This is a genomic window from Variovorax sp. WDL1, assembly GCF_001541225.1.
In the GTDB taxonomy this organism is placed as follows: Bacteria; Pseudomonadota; Gammaproteobacteria; order Burkholderiales; family Burkholderiaceae_C; genus Variovorax.
The window spans coordinates 30,162-49,253 of the sequence record NZ_LMTS01000101.1; the positions used below are offsets into that span (position 1 = coordinate 30,162).

Annotated in this window: 17 protein-coding genes and 1 pseudogene; 12 read left to right on the plus strand and 6 right to left on the minus strand. The window is 69.5% G+C overall.

Features of this window, described 5'->3' with window-relative positions; genetic code table 11:
- From APY03_RS43810 to APY03_RS14850, 3 genes and pseudogenes are all read left to right on the plus strand, one after another.
- Nucleotides 1–96, plus strand: a pseudogene (locus tag APY03_RS43810) (protein-L-isoaspartate O-methyltransferase); the annotation flags it as partial.
- Entirely contained in the window at nt 96–434 is a 339-nt protein-coding gene (locus tag APY03_RS14845) for a rhodanese-like domain-containing protein (RefSeq protein WP_068677963.1), read from the plus strand. The pseudogene APY03_RS43810 and the gene APY03_RS14845, both read left to right, overlap by 1 nt.
- Nucleotides 435–472: 38 nt before the next feature.
- Nucleotides 473–1,996 (plus strand): TolC family outer membrane protein, encoded by a 1,524-nt coding sequence (locus APY03_RS14850; protein ID WP_068677964.1) that lies wholly within the window; start codon nt 473–475, stop codon nt 1,994–1,996.
- On the opposite strand, the gene APY03_RS14855 is transcribed toward APY03_RS14850, so the two are convergent.
- On the minus strand, nt 1,986–2,558 hold the full coding sequence (locus APY03_RS14855; RefSeq protein WP_232324278.1) for a hypothetical protein: 573 nt from the start codon (nt 2,556–2,558) through the stop codon (nt 1,986–1,988). The genes APY03_RS14850 and APY03_RS14855 overlap by 11 nt on opposite strands.
- 318 nt (nt 2,559–2,876) lie before the next feature.
- Entirely contained in the window at nt 2,877–3,383 is a 507-nt protein-coding gene (locus APY03_RS14860) for a hypothetical protein (RefSeq protein ID WP_146039702.1), read from the minus strand.
- A gap of 184 nt (nt 3,384–3,567) precedes the next feature.
- Between APY03_RS14860 and APY03_RS14865 the strand changes: the two genes are divergently transcribed.
- Entirely contained in the window at nt 3,568–6,333 is a 2,766-nt protein-coding gene (locus APY03_RS14865) for a galactose oxidase-like domain-containing protein (RefSeq protein ID WP_068677967.1), read from the plus strand.
- Nucleotides 6,334–6,339: 6 nt separating this feature from the next.
- On the opposite strand, the gene APY03_RS14870 is transcribed toward APY03_RS14865, so the two are convergent.
- Nucleotides 6,340–7,704 (minus strand): 3-deoxy-D-manno-octulosonic acid transferase, encoded by a 1,365-nt coding sequence (locus APY03_RS14870; protein ID WP_068677991.1) that lies wholly within the window; start codon nt 7,702–7,704, stop codon nt 6,340–6,342.
- Nucleotides 7,705–7,726: 22 nt separating this feature from the next.
- On the minus strand, nt 7,727–9,109 hold the full coding sequence (locus tag APY03_RS14875) for a phosphomannomutase/phosphoglucomutase (RefSeq protein ID WP_068677968.1): 1,383 nt from the start codon (nt 9,107–9,109) through the stop codon (nt 7,727–7,729).
- 113 nt (nt 9,110–9,222) lie between these two features.
- On the opposite strand from APY03_RS14875, the gene APY03_RS14880 reads away from it, so the two are divergent.
- The 8 genes from APY03_RS14880 to APY03_RS14915 all read left to right on the plus strand — a co-directional run bounded on the left by APY03_RS14880 (nt 9,223) and on the right by APY03_RS14915 (nt 17,830).
- The gene (locus APY03_RS14880; protein WP_068677992.1) at nt 9,223–10,770 is read left to right on the plus strand and encodes a DNA-3-methyladenine glycosylase 2 family protein; all 1,548 of its coding nucleotides are present in this window, start codon (nt 9,223–9,225) and stop codon (nt 10,768–10,770) included.
- A 35-nt stretch (nt 10,771–10,805) separates the two neighbouring features.
- Nucleotides 10,806–11,303: a methylated-DNA--[protein]-cysteine S-methyltransferase gene (locus APY03_RS14885; RefSeq protein WP_068677969.1), complete on the plus strand. Its 498-nt coding sequence runs from the start codon at nt 10,806–10,808 to the stop codon at nt 11,301–11,303.
- A gap of 86 nt (nt 11,304–11,389) precedes the next feature.
- On the plus strand, nt 11,390–12,325 hold the full coding sequence (locus APY03_RS14890) for a DMT family transporter (RefSeq protein WP_068677993.1): 936 nt from the start codon (nt 11,390–11,392) through the stop codon (nt 12,323–12,325).
- 69 nt (nt 12,326–12,394) lie between these two features.
- Nucleotides 12,395–12,874: a DUF1772 domain-containing protein gene (locus APY03_RS14895; protein ID WP_068677970.1), complete on the plus strand. Its 480-nt coding sequence runs from the start codon at nt 12,395–12,397 to the stop codon at nt 12,872–12,874.
- A gap of 129 nt (nt 12,875–13,003) precedes the next feature.
- Nucleotides 13,004–13,729: a c-type cytochrome gene (locus APY03_RS14900; RefSeq protein ID WP_068677994.1), complete on the plus strand. Its 726-nt coding sequence runs from the start codon at nt 13,004–13,006 to the stop codon at nt 13,727–13,729.
- A 4-nt stretch (nt 13,730–13,733) separates the two neighbouring features.
- Entirely contained in the window at nt 13,734–15,014 is a 1,281-nt protein-coding gene (locus APY03_RS14905) for a c-type cytochrome (RefSeq protein ID WP_068677971.1), read from the plus strand.
- 90 nt (nt 15,015–15,104) lie between these two features.
- Complete coding sequence (gene cueR, locus APY03_RS14910; protein ID WP_068677972.1) at nt 15,105–15,524, plus strand: Cu(I)-responsive transcriptional regulator; 420 nt, start codon at nt 15,105–15,107, stop codon at nt 15,522–15,524.
- A gap of 86 nt (nt 15,525–15,610) precedes the next feature.
- A complete protein-coding gene (locus APY03_RS14915) occupies nt 15,611–17,830 on the plus strand; it encodes a heavy metal translocating P-type ATPase (RefSeq protein WP_083944365.1) in 2,220 nt (739 codons plus the stop codon).
- A gap of 47 nt (nt 17,831–17,877) precedes the next feature.
- Here APY03_RS14915 and APY03_RS14920 read toward each other — a convergent pair whose 3' ends face one another.
- Both APY03_RS14920 and APY03_RS14925 read right to left on the minus strand, forming a co-directional pair.
- Nucleotides 17,878–18,207 (minus strand): four-helix bundle copper-binding protein, encoded by a 330-nt coding sequence (locus APY03_RS14920; RefSeq protein ID WP_068677973.1) that lies wholly within the window; start codon nt 18,205–18,207, stop codon nt 17,878–17,880.
- On the minus strand, nt 18,197–19,084 hold the full coding sequence (locus APY03_RS14925; RefSeq protein WP_162487187.1) for a methyltransferase, TIGR04325 family: 888 nt from the start codon (nt 19,082–19,084) through the stop codon (nt 18,197–18,199). Before APY03_RS14925 ends, APY03_RS14920 begins: the two co-directional genes overlap by 11 nt.
- Nucleotides 19,085–19,092 lie beyond the last annotated feature (8 nt).

Genomic DNA, 19,092 nt, shown 5'->3' on the forward strand with positions numbered 1-19,092 from the left:
CGGGTGGGCGAAGGCAAGTGGGACATCACCCAGCCGTGGGACACGGTCGCGCCGCGCCTGCTCAACTTCCCGGCGCCCTCGCGCTTCGTCTTCTGATGGTCGACCAGGTCCCCCCGAACCGGCTGGCCGACTGGTTCGCCCTCGATGCGGCCGCGTCACCGGTGCTGCTGGACGTGCGCGAGCCCTGGGAGCGTCAGACCGCGAGCATCGCGCCGCAGGGTTTCACGCTTGTCGCCATTCCGATGAACGAGATTCCGGCGCGCCTCTCGGAGCTCGAGCCCGGCCAGCGCATCGCCTGCCTGTGCCATCACGGCGCGCGCAGCCAGCGCGTGGCGGCCTTCCTCGCGCAGAACGGCTTCCCCGAGGTGGCAAACGTCGCCGGCGGCATCGACGCCTGGTCGATCCAGCACGACCCCTCCGTTCCACGCTACTGACAAGCACCGCTTCCACCCCTGCTGATCAAGGACCCTTCATGCCCGTGCTCCGGCTTCTTCCCCTCACGGCGGCTCTTGCCGCCGCGATCGCATTGCCGGCACACGGCCAGAGCCTGATCGAACTCTATGAATCCGCGCGCGGGTACGACGCGACCTACCAGGCCGCCCGCGCGCAGTACGACGCCAACCTGGCGCGCGCCGCCCAGGCCAGGGCCGGCATCCTGCCGAGCGTGGGGCTGTCGGCCGGCGCTTCGCGCACCGAGCTCGACGTGCACACGCCCGCCGGCGACGTCTCGCGTGGCTTCAACACGCAGAACGTGGGCATCAATGCCATCCAGCCGCTCTACAGGCCTGCGAACTGGGCCACCTACGAGCAGGGCAAGCGCCAGGTCGACATCGCGCAGGCGGTGCTCACCATCGCCGACCAGGATCTCGTGGTGCGCGTGAGCCAGGCGTACTTCGACGTGCTGTCCGCGCAGGACACGCTGTCGCTGGTGCGCGCGCAGAAGGCCGCGGTGGCCGAGCAACTGGCGGCCGCCAAGCGCAACTTCGAAGTCGGCACCTCGACCATCACCGACACGCGCGAGGCGCAGGCGCGCTACGACCTGGTGGTGTCGCAGGAGATCGCGGCGGAGAACGACCTGCAGGTCAAGAAGATCGCGCTCGACCAGCTGGTCGGGCGTCCCGGCAGCGTGCCGGTGCCGCTGGCAGCGCCGGTGCAGCTGCCCGAGGTGGCGCCCGCCGACATGAACGCGTGGGTGGCGCAGGCCGAGGACGTGCATCCCTCGATCCGCCAGGCACGGCTCGGCCTGGACGTGGCATCGCTCGAGGTGCAGAAGGCGCAGGCCGGCCACAAGCCGACCATCGATGCCAACCTGGGCTACAACGTCAGCAACAACCCGCAGGGCACGAGCACCACCACCACGAAGTCGCGCATCAATGCCGCAACCATCGGCGTGACCTTCAGCATGCCGCTGTTCGCGGGCTACGCGATCGAGAACCGGGTCAAGGAAACGCTCGCGCTCGAGGAGCAGTCGCGCTCGGTGCTCGAATCCACGCGCCGCAGCGTGACCCAGGCCACCCGCGCGGCCTACCTGGGCCTGGTCTCCGGCGCAGGCCAGGTGAAGGCGCTCGAAGCCGCAGAAGCCTCCAGCCAGAGCGCGCTCGATGCCAACCGCCTCGGCTACCAGGTGGGCGTGCGCATCAACATCGACGTGCTCAACTCACAGAGCCAGCTCTACCAGACCAAGCGCGACCTCGCCGTGGCGCGCTACAACGTGCTGCTGGGCAACCTGAGGCTGCGCCAGGCCAATGGCACGCTGACGGCGGACGACCTGCGCGCCATCAACGGCACACTCGCGACCGATGGTCGGCCCGCGGTCGACATGACCGTGACGCCGCCACAACCGCCGGCATCGCAGCCGGGCGCCACGGGACGGCCGCCGGGCGCACCCGTCATCATTCCGCCGGTGCCGCCCGTCCAGACGCCGCCTTTTGCACCGACGGCGCCGACGATGCCCTCGCCGCCTCCGCCGCCGGTGATCCTGCCGCCTACGCGTTGAGCACGCGCACGCGACTCACGTCGCTGAACGGAATCTTTTCCACGTTGCCGCTTGCGTCCGCGGCGCCAAACGACAAGCCCTTCTCGTCAATGTACCGAGGAGTGACGGTCTTGCGCACTGCCGGGGACGCCTTCAAGGAAATTTCGACTCGCGGCTTTTCCTGTCCAAGTGCGTTCCAGACTTCGTAGCGATGCCGAATTTCGTCGTTCGGAAGTTTCACCCAGTCGAAGGGATCCGAGGTCTTCGACGGTTCAACCGGCTTCAGCGCAACCGTTGCACCGGGCCGTTCGGGAGCCGAAGCCGAGTATGCGGGGAGCGGAGCCGGCGCCGGAGCCGTAGCCGGAGCCGGTGCAGTCGCCTTCGCGGCTTGCGGCCCCGGTTTGAAGGAAGGTGCGGAGGAAGGCACCGGCGCAATGGCGGGTGCCAGCTGCTTTGGCGCCTGCGTAGGCATCGGCTTCGGACGTGCGCCCGGCGACTGCGCGGGCGCCTGCCTACAGACATAGTCGAAGTACAGCATCGAGACAGTCGTGACCCGGTACGTCGTCGTCTGCGCGAAGAGCATGGCGCAAGCGGGGTGCTCTCGAGTGCGCTCGAACAACGCACGAACAGGGTCCTCTGTCTGGGGCCGAGCCTCGGAACAGGCCGAGAAGCGATAGCTCGCATGGATCGAGACTGTCGTCACCGTCGCCCTGTACGCGACGAAACCGGAGATGAAGCCTGCGTTGTTGCCGGGGTTGTGCGGCGCTGGAAGGCGCGTGCCCAACATGAAGCCTGCATGCACGGCCCGCGTTTGCGTCACTGACACGGACGCAGAAACGGACGACATGGACAAGACTGCGCTGACCCGAGCTTGCGATTGAGTGATCATGGTGTCTCCTTTTCAGGCCAGGGCCGAATCGACCATGTCCGCTCTGCTCTCGAACACCGGATGGGTCCCCAGGTGCCGAACGGCTGAGCAGGTAGCTAGGTGGCCCTTCAAGACATCGAGGACGCGCTCGCCATTGGGGGCCCCTTCTTCGAGCTGAACATGCATGCGCAGTGCTGCACGGCTCGTGCCGGGGATGAGCACGTAACTGCCCGACTGCGCGGCCAGGTGCGAATTGGCCTCGAGGAGCTGACGAAGGATCTCCGGTTCGGCAACCGCCGGAATCTCACCTAGTTCCGCCAGCACACTGAGCGTCCGGCCTTCGTCTTCCGCATGGTCCTGAAAGTAGAAGCGCATCCCGTCGGCTTCGACGCTGGCGGTCTCGAGAATCTCGGAGGGCTCGAGGCCGATCAATTCGGCGAGCTCGTGCAGGGCCTGCACATAGAGCGAGGCGACAGGTTTCTCCCTGGGCGATGTCGTTGGCATGTAACGTTCCTTGACTGTGATGAAGTGCAATGCCATCGGTCAGTAACCGGACCCGCGTGCCGGTTCCAAAGGGAGAAGCCTCATGCGCCGCAGCGGGCTGCCGCTGCGCACCCTTCCGCGGGGTCGCGCAGGAGCGTAGGAAAGCACCGCGTTCCCGGAAAACGTTACGTTTGCGAGGATATAACTACAAAGTATTCACATCACGCAAACCTGACCACCGATGCCTTCGCAGCGCTCCACCTCTTCCTTTCGCCTCACCCTCGTTGCAGTCTCGGTGGCGGCCTTGATAGCAGGATGCGGCGGAGGCGGCGGAGGCGGCAGTGGCGGCACAGCCTCTGCCCTGTCGGCAACATCGGGCGCGGCACCGGAGGGGAGCAGCGGTGGCCAGACCGGCCCGAGCGGCAGCGACGCGGCGGCCAAGCCCGGCAAACCCCGGCGCGCCGTACGCACCCTGCTCGACATCGAGCGCGAACGCGCGCGCGAGCGCGACGTGCCTGCGCCGATCGACCGGGGCGATGGCCCCAGGAGCAAGACGTCGGCGCTGCAGGCGGGCACTTCTGCAGGGCCCGGGGTGCTGGGCCAGTGGTCTTCCGCCAGCAGCTGGCCGATCAATGCCATCCACGCCATCCTGACCCCGGACGGCAAGATCATGAGCTACGGCACCGATCCCGACGGCAAGCAGGGCGCGCAGCTCTACTACGACGTCTGGAACCCCGCCACCAACGCGCACAGCCTGCTGCAGCATTCCACCCGCACAGACCTCTTCTGCAACGCGCAGGTGATGCTGCCGACCACCGGCCAGGTGCTGCTCGCGGGCGGCGACACCCGAGGCCTCAACGACGGCACGCCGGTAAACCTCGGCGTGCGCGACACCAACCTGTTCGACCCGGTGCTGCTGGAACTGAAGGCCTCCGGCACGCCCATGCAGTACGCGCGATGGTACGGCTCGCTGTTCCCGCTGGCGGACGGCCGGGTGTTGACCGCGGCCGGCATCGACGAGACCGCCGCCGGCGCCGGGCCGCCGGAGCTCTACACGCCCGGGTCGGGCTGGAGGACGCTGTCCAAGATCGCCAACTGGCCGGCGGACTGGTACTACCCGCGCGGCTTCCTGGCGCCGAACGGCAAGGTCGTGATCGCAAGCGGCAGCACCCTCTACAGCCTCGACGTCGAAGCCGAGACGATGGACACCATCGGCACGCTGCCCAGGAACACCGACTGGATGCTGCCCTGGGCCCTCTTCGACCGGGGCCGCATGATGATGGTCGACGATGAAGGCGGCGCGATGGTGGTCGACGTCAACGGCGCCACGCCGGTTGTCACGCCGATCGCCGGGCCCGGCACCAACCGCGTCTGGAGCACGGCCACCGTGCTGGCCGACGGGAAGGTGGCCGTCACCGGCGGCTCGTCGGAGGACAACGTGCTGGTCGACACCGCCTTCTCCACCCTGATCTGGGACCCGAAGACCAACGGCTGGACCACGGGCGCCTCTGCCGCCAAGCCGCGCCTCTATCACTCGTCGGCGATCCTGCTCCCCGACGCCACGGTGCTCTCGGTGGGCGGTGGCTCGCCCGGGCCGGTGATCAACCTCAACGCCGAGATCTACTCGCCGCCCTACCTCTTCGACAGCAACGGCCAGAAGCAGGCGCGTCCACTGATCAACTCGGCGCCGGCCAAGGTAGACCTCGGTGCGACCTTCGGCATCACGGTGGCCTCAGGCCGTGCGATCCAGCGCGTGACGCTGGTCCGCACCGGCTCGGTCACGCACTCCACCAACTTCGAGCAGCGATTCCTGGAGCTGCCCTTCACGCAGGCCGCGGGCAGTTCCAACGTCAGCATCACGCTGAACGAAGGGCCGAATACGGTGCCCGTCGGCTACTACATGCTCTTCGTCATCGACAGCGCGGGCGTGCCTTCGGTGGCCAAGATCATGAAGGTCGATGCGAGCTGGGCCAAGGCAGTCGACCAGGGCAAGAGCTTCACGCTGCCGGCTGCAACCGCGGTGCGCTATGGCACGGGCAGCCGCTGGGTGCAGAAGAGCTTATCCGGCACCGTCGCATGCACCAACGAGTTCTTCGGCGCCAATCCGGCTCCTGGCTTGGCGAAGGCATGCGAGGTGCTGACGCCGCAGGCCGCCGGCGTGGTGCCCGGCAACGAGCCGGCTTCCGGTGACAAGCTGGTTGCCAACGAGGGCGGCGGCTTCAGCATGGCCAGCCCCGCCCTGGTGAGCTTCGGCGCGGACACACGCTGGACCAGCAAAACCGTCTCGGGAAGCGCGAGCTGCACCAGCACGTTCTTCGGCGTCGATCCTGCACCGATGACTGCGAAGTCCTGCTTCGCGAGTGCGGCACCCTCGCCTGCACCTGCACCTGCACCTGCGCCCGCACCTGCACCCGCACCTGCACCTGCACCCGCACCCGCGCCTGCGCCTGCGCCTGCGCCTGCGCCTGCGCCTGCACCCGTACCCGCGCCCGCGCCTGCACCAGCCCCCGCGCCGACATACATCACTCTCGCGAGGGAAGGCGAGGACTTCACGGTTCCGACAGGCACGCCGGTTCGCTACGGCGCAGACACGCGCTGGGTTGCACAGACGGTGAGCGGAAGCGGGAGCTGCACCAATGCCTTCTTCGGGACGGACCCGGCGCCCTTCACGGCAAAGTCGTGCATGACTCCTGCGCCCGCGCCCGCGCCCGCGCCCGCACCGGCGCCGGCACCAGCTCCGGCTCCGGCTCCAGCTCCAGCTCCAGCTCCAGCTCCTGCCCCGGCTCCTGCCCCGGCTCCCGCTCCTGCTCCGGCTCCCGCTCCAGCACCCGGTACGGTGCTCGCCCCCGAGGGTGGCAGCTTCTCGGTCTCCCAGGCCACTGTGGTCAAGTACGGGGCCGACACGCGCTGGATCACCAAGACCGTCACCGGCACGGTGAGCTGCACGAATGCCTATTTCGGCGGCGACCCGGCGCCCTTCACGGTGAAGTCCTGCGTGGCGGGCTGAGCTGCCTTATTCCAGGCTGGGCTCGGCCCGCTCTTCTTGCGGGGCGGGCCGTTCCGGTGCCGCCTGCGCGATCGCCAGCAGCGCAGCAGCCGTGCGCTGCGCCGCGCCGCGGTTGGCATTGGCGAAGGCCTGCGCCGCCTCGGCCATCGCGTCGCGGCGATCCTGCTGCTCGACGAGCTTGAGCGCTGCCGTGACCGCATGCTCCATGTCGTTCACACGCAGCGAAGCGCCGGCCGCGAGCGAAAGCTCCGCGGCCTCCGCGAAGTTGTAGGTGGAGGGCCCCATGATCACCGGGCAGCCGCAGGCCGCCGCCTCGATCAGGTTCTGCCCGCCCAACGCCTCGAAGCTGCCCCCGAGCAGCGCCACGTCGGCCAGGCCGTAGTAGAGCGCCATCTCGCCCAGCGAATCGCCCAGCCAGATCTCCGACTCGGCCGGCGCACCGGCCGCGCTGCGCCGTGCCACCGCGAAGCCACGCGCCTCGATCAGCGCGGCGACCTCGTCGAAGCGCTGCGGGTGGCGCGGCACGATCATCCACTGCACCTCGTGCACCCGCCTGGCAATGGACTGCACCGCGTCATGCGCCGGCGGCACCGGCGCCAGCGCGCCGAAACGCGCGAGCACGTCCAGCAGCTGCGCCTCCTCGCCGTCGCGCGAACTCGCGAGCATGACCACCGGCCGCGGCAGTTGGCCGCGCAACCGCGCCGCGGTCGCGAGCTGGCGTGCATCGGGCGTGGCGTCGAACTTGAGGTTGCCGTACACGCCCTCGACCTTGGCGCCGAGCGAGACCAGCCGGTGCGAATCGGCCTCGGTCTGGGCCCAGACTGCCGCCAGCGAGGAATACGCGGGACGCGCCAGCCAGCCGAGGCGCTCGGCCGAGGCCAGCGAGTTCTCGTTCAGGCGCGCATTGGCCAGCACCAGCGGAATGCCCCGCTCGGCACAGGCCGCCGTGAGCTCGGGCCAGACCTCGGTCTCCATGAGCACGCCGATGCGCGGCTGGAAGCGGTCCAGGAAGCTCGCCACCGCGGCCGGCGCGTCCCAGGGCTGCCAGACCTGCAGGTCGCCTTCTTCCAGCAGCTTGGCGCCCTCTTCGCGGCCGGTGGCGGTGCCGTGGGTGAGCAGGATCGGGATGCCCGGGTACTGCCGCCGCAGCTCGGCGATCAGGATGCCGGCTGCGCGCGCCTCGCCCAGCGAGACCGCATGGACCCAGCACCAGCCGGTGCCGGCCGCGGCCTCGTCGTACCGGCCGAAACGTTCCTCGACCGCATGGGCGTAGCCGGGCTCGGCCACGGCGCGCCGGCGCAGCTTGCGCCGCACCAGCGGCTGCGCGAGGGTGGTGAAGACGCCGTAGAGGCGCAGCAGCAGCGAACGCACGCTCAACAAGAGAAATCCGGGTTCAGTGCGCGGCTTCGGCCAGCGTCGCGTCGGGCTTCACGCCCTTGAGCAGCGCGAGGAAGTCGTGCTGGATGCGATCAAGTGCGGCCTGCGTCTGCCCTTCGAAGCGCAGCACCAGCACCGGCGTGGTGTTGGACGCGCGGATCAGCCCGAAACCGTCGGGCCAGTCCACGCGCAGGCCATCGATGGTCGACACCTTGGCCGGCGCATCGAACTTCGCCGTCTTCACCAGCTGCTCGACCAGCGTGTGCGGCTCGCCCTCGGCGCATTTGACGTTGAGCTCGGGGGTCGAGAAGCTGGTGGGCAGCGCGTTGAGGGTATTGCTCGCGTTGGGCGTCTTGCTGAGGATTTCCAGCAGGCGGCAGCCCGCGTAGGTGCCGTCGTCGAAGCCGAACCAGCGCTCCTTGAAGAAGATGTGGCCGCTCATCTCGCCGCCGAGTGGCGAGTCGATCTCCTTCATCTTCGCCTTGATCAGCGAGTGGCCGGTCTTGAAGATCATCGGCTTGCCGCCCGCGGCCTCGATCGCGGGCGCCAGGCGCTGCGTGCATTTCACGTCGTAGACGATCGTGCCGCCCGGCACGCGCGACAGCACGTCCTGCGCGAACAGCATCATCTGGCGGTCGGGGAAGATGTTCTGGCCATCCTTGGTGACGATGCCAAGGCGGTCGCCGTCGCCGTCGAAGGCCAGGCCCAGTTCGGCATCGCCTGCGGCCAGCGCCGCGATCAGGTCCTTCAGGTTCTCGGGTTTGCTGGGGTCGGGATGGTGGTTGGGGAAATTGCCGTCCACCTCGCTGTAGAGCTCGGTCACCTCGCAGCCGATGGCACGCAGGATGGCGGGCGCCGATGCGCCGGCGATGCCGTTGCCCGAGTCGACCACGATCTTGATGGGCCGCGCGAGCTTGATGTCTTCCACGATGCGCTTCGTATAGGCCTCGGTCACATCTGCCTTGCGCACGCTGCCGCCGGGCGCGAGCTTCGCGCTGTCGGCTTCCATCACGCGGCGCAGGCCCTGGATCTCTTCGCCGTAGATGGCGCGGCCGGCCAGCACCATCTTGAAGCCGTTGTAGTCCTTGGGGTTGTGGCTGCCGGTCACCTGGATGCCGCTGTTGGCGAGCGTGTGCGCCGCGAAATACAGCATCGGCGTCGTGACCGCGCCGACGTCGATCACCTCGATGCCGGTGGCCACCAGCCCTCGGATCAGCGCATCCGCCAGCGCCGGGCCCGACAGGCGCCCGTCGCGCCCGACCGCCACCGCCTTCTCGCCGGCAGCGCTCGCCGCGCTGCCGAAGGCCTTGCCGAGCGCCTCGGCAACTTCCGCGTCGAGCGTGGTGGGCACGACGCCGCGAATGTCATAGGCCTTGAAGATCGATGCGCTGAGCTGCATGGGCTTCCCTTCGGATGAGTTCGAAAAATGAGGACCATTGTAGGCATGCGCTCTTGCTGCCAGATGTCCGGAAATGGCTACTCCTGCGCGTGGCGCTCCGTATCATCCAAGGCATGGCCCCTTCGACCGCCTCCCCCGCTGCAGCACTCGAGAGCGACGCCTGCTACCTGGCCATGAAGGCCCATGACGCGCGCTTCGACGGCTCCTTCTTCACCGGCGTGACCTCCACCGGCGTGTACTGCCGGCCGGTCTGCCGCGTCAAGCTTCCGCGGCGCGAGAACTGCCGCTTCTTCCAGCATGCGGCCCAGGCCGAGGCGGCGGGCTTCCGCCCCTGCCTGCGCTGCCGGCCCGAGCTGGCCCCGCGGGCCGCGAGCTGGTCCACGGAAGATGCATCGCGCATCCTCGCCCTGCAGGCCGCGCGCCTGATCGACGAGCCCGATGCCTGGATCGACGACGGCCCCGGCGCCGCCCGTATCGCCGCGCGCCTGGGCGTGAGCGACCGCCACCTGCGCCGCATCTTCGAGACGCAGTTCGGCGTCTCGCCGCTTCAGTACCTGCAGACGCGCCGCCTGCTGGCGGCCAAGCAACTGATTGCCGACACGCGGCTGCCGATGACGCAGGTAGCGCTGGCCAGCGGCTTCGCCAGCGTGCGCCGTTTCAACGCGGCCTTCGTCTCGCACTATGGCCTCAATCCCAGCGCGCTGCGACGGGCCGGCGCCACGTCAGGGGAACGTGGTGGAGGCTCGGTCGGCGTGCGCCTGGGCTACCGGCCGCCCTACGACGTCGCCGCGATGCTGGGCTTCTTCGCGCGCCGCGCGCTGGGCGGGGTCGAGGCGATCGACGACGTGGGCGGAACGCCCCGGCTGGCCCGCACGCTGCGCATCGCGCAGGGCGAGCGCGTGCATGCCGGCTGGCTGCAGCTGCGCTTCGACGGCGGGCGCGGGCAACTGCTGCTGCAGGTCGGCGATTCGCTCGCCGCGGTGCTGCCGACGGTGATCAGCCGGGTGCGCGCGATGCTCGACCTCGACGCCGAGCCGATGGCGATCAACGCCGCGCTGCACGCCAGCTTCCCGCAGGGCGACGGGTTGCGCGTGCCGGGCACGGTCGACGGCTTCGAGCTCGCGGTGCGCGCCGTGCTGGGCCAGCAGATCACCGTCGCCGCCGCCCGCACGCTGGGCACGCGGCTGGTGCATGCGCTGGGCGAGCCCATCGCCACGCCGGTCGCGGGACTCGGCCGCCTGTTCCCCACCCCCGCGGCCGTCGCGGCCGCGAGCGGCGATGCGCTGGGCCGGCTCGGCATCGTGCGGCAGCGGCAGTCCGCCCTGATCGCACTCGCGAAGGAAGTGCAGGATGGCCGGCTTGCCCTGCATGCCGGCGCGGACGTGCCGGCAACCCTCGCCGCCCTGCAACAGTTGCCCGGCATCGGCGACTGGACCGCGCAGTACATCGCCATGCGCGCGCTGCGCTGGCCCGATGCCTTCCCCGCCGGCGACGTCGCGCTGCAGAAGGCGCTGCGCGTGGGTTCCGCGCGCGCGGCGGCGGAGGCCTCGCAGGCCTGGCGCCCGTGGCGCAGCTACGCGGTGCTGCGCGCATGGCACAGTCCCCTTGCCGCCGGCGAATCCGCGGCGGCGCCGCCTGCCCTCGAGAGCGTTGCCGCCTGATTGCCGAACGAGAGAAGACATCGAGAGAACACATCATGAGATTCAAGAACGCCACCCTCCACAGCTGCACGATGCAAACCCCGCTCGGCGCCGTCACGCTTGCCGCCACCGATGCGGGCCTGGCCGGCGCCTGGTTCGAGCAGCAACGCCACTGGCCCGACACGCGCGGCTGGCAGGACAACCCGGCGCATCCGGTGCTGCGCGAAGCCGCGGCCCAGCTCACCGACTACTTCGCCGGCTGCCGCCAGCACTTCGACTTGCCGCTCGATCTTTCGCACGGCACGACTTTCCAGAAGTCGGTGTGGCAGGCGCTGCTGGCCATTCCCGCGGGCCGCACCACCAGCTACGGCGCGATCAGCGCGGGCCTGGGCCATCCCGCCGCGGTGCGTGCAGTGGGCGCTGCGGTGGGCCGCAATCCCATCAGCGTGATCGTGCCCTGCCATCGCGTGCTGGGCACCAACGGGTCGCTGACGGGCTATGCCGGCGGACTCCAACGCAAGAGCGCGCTGCTCGAACTGGAAGGTGCCTTGTGAGCGAAGGCGAGTGCACGGCCGCGAGCGCGGTGGCCAAGCCTGTTGCCCCTGTCGCCCCTGTTGCCCCTGTTGCGCCCGCTGCGCCGATCACGTCTGCACGCCCTGCCAGCAAGCGCTGGCTGGTCGACCTCGTGTTGCTCGGCATGCTGTGGGGTGCCTCCTTCCTGTTCATGCGCATCGGCGCGGCGGAATTCGGTGCGCTGCCGACTGCGGCGGTGCGGGTCTCGATCGCCATGGTCTTCCTGCTGCCGCTGCTGCTCATGCGCGGCCAATGGTCCAGCCTCAAGCAGTACTGGAAACCGGCGTTGAGCATCGGCGTACTGAATTCCGGCCTGCCCTTTGCCTTTTTCTCCTTTGCGCTGCTCACCATCAACAGCGGGCTCGGTGCCGTCCTCAACGCCACGGTGCCGATGTTCGGTGCGCTGGTCGCATGGGGCTTCTTCGGCGAGCGGCCCGACCGCTCGCGCACGCTGGGCCTGGTGATCGGCTTCGCCGGGGTCGCGATGCTGGCCGGGCGCAGCGCAGGGCTGCAATCCGGTGCGGATGAAGCCGCAGCACGCTGGGCCATTGCCGCCTGCCTGGCGGCCTGCATCTGCTACGCCTTCTCGGCCAGCCTGACGCGCAAGCACCTCACCGGCGTGCCGGCGCTAGCGACCGCGGCCGGCAGCCAGATCGGCGCCACGCTCGCCCTGGCCGTGCCGGCCCTCTGGCTGTGGCCGGCGCAGATGCCGAGCCTCAAGGCCTGGGCCGCGCTGGTGGTGCTGGGCACGGCCTGCACCGGGCTCGCCTACATCCTGTTCTTCCGCCTGATCGAGCGCGCCGGCCCCGCGCGCGCGCTGACCGTGACCTTCCTGGTGCCGGTGTTCGCACTGTTCTACGGCGCCGTCTTCCTGGGCGAGGAGATCACGCAGTGGATGCTGGTGTGCGCAGTGGTGATCGTTTGCGGGGTGGCCCTGTCGACCGGGCTGGTGAAGCTGGGGCGGCGGCCGGTGACGACCGCGCCGGCCCCGGGCAAGCCATAACGGCGCGGGTCGTCGCTGATCGGTTTCAGGCACTCGCCGGGTATGCTCGGCTGCGGAAAGGAGCAAGCCATGGGCACAGGCGCAGCACGCTTCATCCTCCTGCTACTTCTCTCGTTGGTGGTCGGAACCACATTCGGCGTCTGGGCGGGCTTCAACCCGTCCAGCCTGTCGGCGACGGCATACGTGGAGCAGCAGCAGAACGCCATCCGTTCGCTCAACACCCTGCTGCCCGCCATGGGCGCTGCCTGCATCCTGCTGGCTGGCTGGCTGGCGTTCCAGGCCAAGGGCGATCCACAGATGCGATACCTCCTGATCGGGACCATCGTTTGCCTCGTCATTGCTGCCTTGGTCACGCGTTTCGGCAACCAGCCGATCAACGCCGAGGTAATGACCTGGAATCCGCAGAGTCCCCCGGCAAACTGGGCGCAGCTCCGGGACACCTGGTGGCAATGGCATGTCATCCGAACGCTGGCCGGCATTCTCGGACTTGCCTTGGCACTGTTCGCGCTGCTTCCGCGCTCGGCCTCACCGCCAGGCCATGCCGGCTGACGGAGACAACGATCTGTGTCAGCAGCGCTAGAGCGCGCCCGCCATCACGTTGATCGCGTCACCATGCTGGTCAATCGCATGCGCATCCGGGGCACTGCAGCGTGCGGCGACAATCGCGCTCGCACCATGATGAAGATCCGACCCCACTGGCGAAGCCTGCTGCTCGCCGCCCTCGGCCTGACCTCGCTGATCCCGCTGGCCCAAGCCGCTTCTCCACCTCCTGCGCGCGTGCCCGACACCATCGAGCAGCGCGTCGCCGCCTGCATCGCCTGCCATGGGCGCGAGGGCGCCAGCACCAACGCCGGCTACTTCCCGCGGCTGGCCGGCAAGCCCGAGGGCTATCTCTACAACCAGCTGCTGAGCTTCCGCGACGGGCGCCGCTTCAACAGCGACATGGTGCACATGGTGCGGCACCTCTCCGATGCTTACCTGCGCGAGATCGCGCAGTACTTTGCCGGGCTCGAGCTGCCCTATCCGGCCGTGTCAGCGCGCAGCGACGCCTCGGCGCAGAGCCTCGCGCGCGGCAAGGCTCTGGCGTTCCAGGGAGATGCGGCGCGCGGCATCCCGGCCTGCGCGCAATGCCATGGCCAGGCGCTCACCGGCGTCGCACCGGCCATCCCCTCGCTGCTCGGCCTGCCGCGCCTGTACCTCGCCTCGCAGCTGGGCGACTGGCTCAACAACGGCCGCCATGCGTTGCCGCCCGACTGCATGGCGGAGGTCGGACGCAAGCTGAACGCGGAAGACATCAATGCCGTTGCGAGCTGGCTTGCCGTGCAGCCCGTGCCAGCCGACCCCAAGCCCGCGGCCGCGCCGCCCGGACCGCTGCCGATGCCGTGCAGCGCCATGGGGAGCTGACGCGATGCGACGCACCTTCTACGCCCTGCTCGCCCTCCTCGTGCTGCTGGCCTTGGCCGCACTCGGGCTCGTGGCCCTGAACCTGCGCGGCGAAGAACCGCTGCCCGAAAAGGCATCGGCCTTCAACCCGACGCCGGCCCAGGTCGAACGCGGCCGCTATCTTGCGCTGGCCGGCAACTGCGCCGGCTGCCACACCGCGCGCGGCGGCGCGCCCTATGCCGGCGGCGTCGGCATCGAGACGCCCTTCGGCACGGTCTTCGCCGGCAACCTCACGCCGCACGAGGAGGCGGGCATCGGCCGCTGGAGCGCCGCGCATTTCTGGCGCGCCCTGCACAACGGCCGCTCGATGGACGGCCGCCTGCTGTACCCCGCCTTCCCCTATCCGAGCTTCACGCGCGTGACGCGCGAGGATTCGGACGCGATCTATGCCTACCTGCGCACGGTGCCGCCGGCCCCCACGCCCAACGCCGCCCACAAGCTGCGCTTTCCCTACGACACGCAGGCGGCGCTCGCGGTGTGGCGCGCGCTTTTCTTCGTGCCCGGCAGCTTCGTTGCCGATCCGGCCAGGCCCGCCGAGTGGAACCGCGGCGCCTACCTGGTCGAGGGCCTGGGCCATTGCATCGCGTGCCACGGCACGCGCAACGTGCTGGGCGCCACCGAAGAGAGGCTGGGTCTCTCCGGCGGGCTGATCCCGGTCGAGAACTGGTATGCGCCGTCGCTCAACTCGAAGCGCGAGGCCGGCGTCGGGGACTGGGACACGCAGCACGTGGTCGCACTGCTCAAGAACGGGACTTCGCCGCGCGGCTCTGTCATGGGCCCCATGGCCGACGTGGTCTACAGCAGCACCCAGCACCTCGGCGAAGCGGACCTGAACGCGATGGCGGTGTTCCTCAAGCAGTTGCCCGAGGCCAAGGCGGCGGATACCCCAGCCCCCGCTGCCGCTTCGCCAGTGCGCCGCGATGCCGGCGTGATGGCGCGCGGCTCGAAGATCTACGACCAGCAATGCGCCTACTGCCACGGCGACGCCGGCCAGGGTGCCGAGGGCGCCTATCCGGCGCTGGCGGGCAGCCGCGCGGTCAACATGGATTCGGCCGTCAACCTGGTGCAGGTGCTGCGCCATGGGGGCTTCCTGCCCTCCACCGCCGGCAACCCGCGGCCTTACGGCATGCCGCCCTTCGGCCATGTGCTCGACGACGACGGCATCGCGGCTGTGCTCAGCTACATCCGCGGCTCGTGGGGCAACGACGCGCCGCCGGTCACCCGCAGCCAGATCATGCGTCCCTGAGAAGGTGTGCGCTGGGCTTGACCTTCCCATCATGGTAGGGTTGATGCTTCGAACCTGCCTCGACCGTGTGGAGGCGAAAAGGAAAGCGCAATGAACCAGGCCTTCCCCGGCAGGGAACCCTTCAACATCGGCGAGGCAGCCGCACGCTCCGGCGTCTCGGCCAAGATGGTGCGGCACTACGAGTCGCTGGGGCTGCTGCCCCGCATCAGCCGCACCGACGCGGGCTACCGGCAGTACAACGACAAGGACGTGCACACGCTGCGCTTCATCCGCCGTGCGCGCGACCTGGGCTTCAGCATGGCCGAGATCGCCGAGCTGCTGAAGCTGTGGCAGAACAAGCGCCGCGCGAGCGCCGACGTGAAGCGCATCGCCCTGGCCCATGCGTCGGACCTGCACCGCCGTATCGAGGAAATGGCGGCCATGAAGCGCACCCTTGAACGCCTGGCCGATTGCTGCCACGGCGACCAGCGCCCCGACTGTCCCATCCTGGACGAGCTGGCCGAGCACTGAGCGTGCAGATCAAGCAAAGACCTTGACCTTCCCATGATGGGAGGGTCGACAGTGGTCCTTTCCCAGGAAATCCGAGAACACCCGATATGGACAACAGCTTGACGATGCCGGCGCCCACCGCCGGCCTGCAGGAACGGTCGCTGCAGATCGAGGGCATGACCTGCGCCTCGTGTGTGGCACGCGTGGAGAAGGCGCTGGCCGGCGTGCCGGGGGTCGCCTCGGCCACGGTGAATCTCGCGACCGAGAAGGCCGAGGTTTACCTGGCCGGCCGCGACGTGGACACGGATGCGCTTTTGGCCGCCGTGCGCAAGGCGGGCTACGAGGCACGCCGTGCCGACGAGCCGCAGGCCGCGCCGGCGGTGAGCCGATGGCCCGAATGGTGGCCGGTCGCGATGGCCGCGCTGCTGTCGGCGCCGCTGGTGCTGCCCATGGTCGGCCTGCTCTTCGGCCGCACGTGGATGCTCGACGGCTGGCTGCAGCTGGCGCTGGCGACGCCGGTGCAGTTCTGGCTCGGCGCGCGCTTCTACCGCGCAGGCTGGAAGGCCGCGAAGGCGGGCAGCGGCAACATGGACCTGCTGGTCGCGCTTGGCACGTCGGCCGGCTATGGCCTGAGCCTCTACCTGCTGCTCGCGCACGCAGGCCACGACATGCCGCCGCATCTGTACTTCGAGGCTTCCGCGGTGGTGATCACACTGGTGCTGCTCGGCAAGTGGCTGGAGCTGCGCGCCAAGCGGCAAACCACGGAGGCCATCCGCGCGCTGAATGCACTGCGGCCCGAGCGTGCGCGGGTGCGGCGCAACGGACTCGAGCAGGAGTTGCCGCTCGGGCAGGTGAAAGTGGGCGACGTGGTCGTCGTGCGGCCCGGCGAGCGCATTCCCGTGGATGCCCTGGTGCTCGAAGGCGCCAGCGAGGTCGACGAGTCGCTCATCACCGGCGAGAGCCTGCCGGTCGCCAAGCACGCCAAGGATGCCGTGACCGGGGGTTCCGTCAACGGCGAAGGCCTGCTGGTGGTGAGCACCACAGCCGTCGGTGCTGAATCGACGCTCGCGCGCATCGTGCGGCTCGTCGAGTCGGCGCAGGCGAAGAAGGCGCCGATCCAGCGGCTGGTCGATCGCGTGAGCAGCGTGTTCGTGCCGGTGGTCATCGCCATTGCCTTCGCCACCCTGGCCGGCTGGGGCTTGGCGACCGGAGACTGGGAAGTCGCGATTCTCAACGCAGTGGCCGTGCTCGTCATCGCCTGTCCCTGCGCCCTGGGGCTGGCCACTCCGACCGCCATCATGGCCGGGACCGGCGTGGCGGCGCGGCATGGCGTGCTGATCAAGGATGCAGAGGCGCTGGAGGTCGCGCACAGCGTCGGCATCGTCGCGTTCGACAAGACCGGCACCCTGACCGAGGGCCGCCCGGAGCTCGTCGCCCTCGATGCCGTGGACGGCGACGCCGCCGCCGTGCTGCGCGCCAGTGCGGCCATCCAGGCCGGCAGCGAGCATCCGCTGGCGCGTGCCGTACTCGCCGCGGCCGGCAAACAGGGGCTCGCGGTCCCGGCGGCGAGCGAGGTGCGCGCGCACGCCGGCCGCGGCGTGGCGGCCACCGTCGAAGGCCGCGCGCTGCGCCTGGGCAGCAGCCGCTTCATGAGCGAGCTCTCGGTGCCGCTCGGCAAGCTCGCCGATCGTGCAGCGCAGCTCCAGGCGGAGGGCCGCACCGTCTCCTGGCTGGCCGAACTCGGCGCGAGCCCCAAGCTGCTCGGCCTGCTCGCCTTCGGCGACACGCCCAAGCCGACCGCCGCGGCAGCCATCCGCCGGCTGCACGCTCAGGGAATCCGCACCGCGCTCATCTCGGGGGACAACCGGGGCAGCGCCGAAGCCGTGGCCCGGCTGCTGGGAATCGACATCGTGCATGCGGAAGTGCTGCCCGAGGACAAGGCTGCCATCGTGGCGCAGCTCAAGGCGCAGGCGGGCACCCGCGCCGCGATGGTGGGCGACGGCATCAACGACGCGCCGGCGCTGGCCGCCGCCGACGTGGGCATCGCGATGTCCACCGGCACCGATGTGGCCATGCACGCCGCCGGCATCACGCTGATGCGCGGAGACCCTGCGCTGGTCTCCGATGCGATCGACATCTCGCGCCGTACCTACGCCAAGATCCGGCAGAACCTGTTCTGGGCCTTCGTCTACAACGTGGTGGGCATTCCGCTGGCCGCCTTCGGCTTGCTGAGCCCGGTCATCGCGGGTGCCGCCATGGCCTTCAGCAGCGTGAGCGTGGTGAGCAATGCGCTCATGCTGCGGCGCTGGAAGGGAGGCGCGGAATGAGCCTGCTGCAGTTGAGGTCGCGGCCGGTTCGCTGAGGCCCGCGGCGCTCAGGCGGCCATCTGCCGGCAAGCGTCCGCGCAACGGCGGCAGGCTTCGGCGCAGACCTGGCAGTGCGCGTGCGAATGCTTCGCGCACTCGGCCCCGCAGGCCGTGCAGATGTCCGCGCAGAGGCGGCAGATGGCCGGCGCGTGGGCGCTGTCGCGCGCCATTGCCGCTGCGGCGAGCTGGCAGATGGCGGCGCAGTCCATGTCGAGCGCGATGCAGCCGGCCATCATCTTCACATCGTCCTCGTGCAGGCAGGCGGCGGCGCAGTGGCTGCAGGCCATTGCGCAGTCGTTGCAGGCGTCGATGCACTGTGCGTACTTTTCATGAGTCATGAATTTCTCCTGGAACGGATGCCGGCGCAGGGCCGGCGGGTTGGAAAGGCGGCGCCGGGCTGCGCGCGAAGTACAGCCCGGTGAAGGTGGGGAACGAACGCTCGGGATGGCCGGGCAGGTAGAGGGAGCGTTCATGCACCTCCCACTGGTCGCGCAGCACATAGCCCCGTGCCTCGATGCCCCGGACGAAGCGATCGCGGTTGGACACCTGCAGCGGCACGAAGCACCCATGGCCGATGTTCTGTGTGCACACGTAATCGTCGCCCCCGTAGAGCGGCACCTTGTTGAGCAGGAGGTGCGCCGGCATCGCAGCGCAGCGGCCAAGCAAGGCGGCGGGCCGGCCGTCTTCCATGTACTGCAGCGAGCCCGCGGCGATCCAGACTTCGGCCGGGTCGCCGCTCAGTGCCTCGTCGAGATCATCGGTGAAGCGCAGGGCCGCGGCACCACGCTCCACGGCCAGCCTGCGGCCGATCGCGGCGATGGCAGGCACCTCCACGATGCGCCACGCCAGCGCCGCCGGCATATCGACGTAGGACCGGTAGGCGTAGTAATGCACACCCACCGACCCGCCGATGTCGAGCACGCTCGTGGCGCCCCGGCCGAAGGCGCGGGCGAGCCACCACATCACGGGATAGTCGTAGCCAAAGACCTTCCAGCTGCGCAGGTTCACGTACTCATCCGCAAGGCGCTCGTGTCCGAACTCCGGATTGGGCGGCAGCGATCGGCGCGCGGCCTCGAAGCTGTCGTACACACCGAAATAGAAGCCGAAGCCCTCCGGGGACAGGAAGTGCCGGCGCCGCCACTGCAGCAAAAGCGGCCGCGTCGCGGGCCCCTCCAGGAGCTCGCGCACCCGATGCGCGACGCTCGCGTTAGTCACCCCGCACT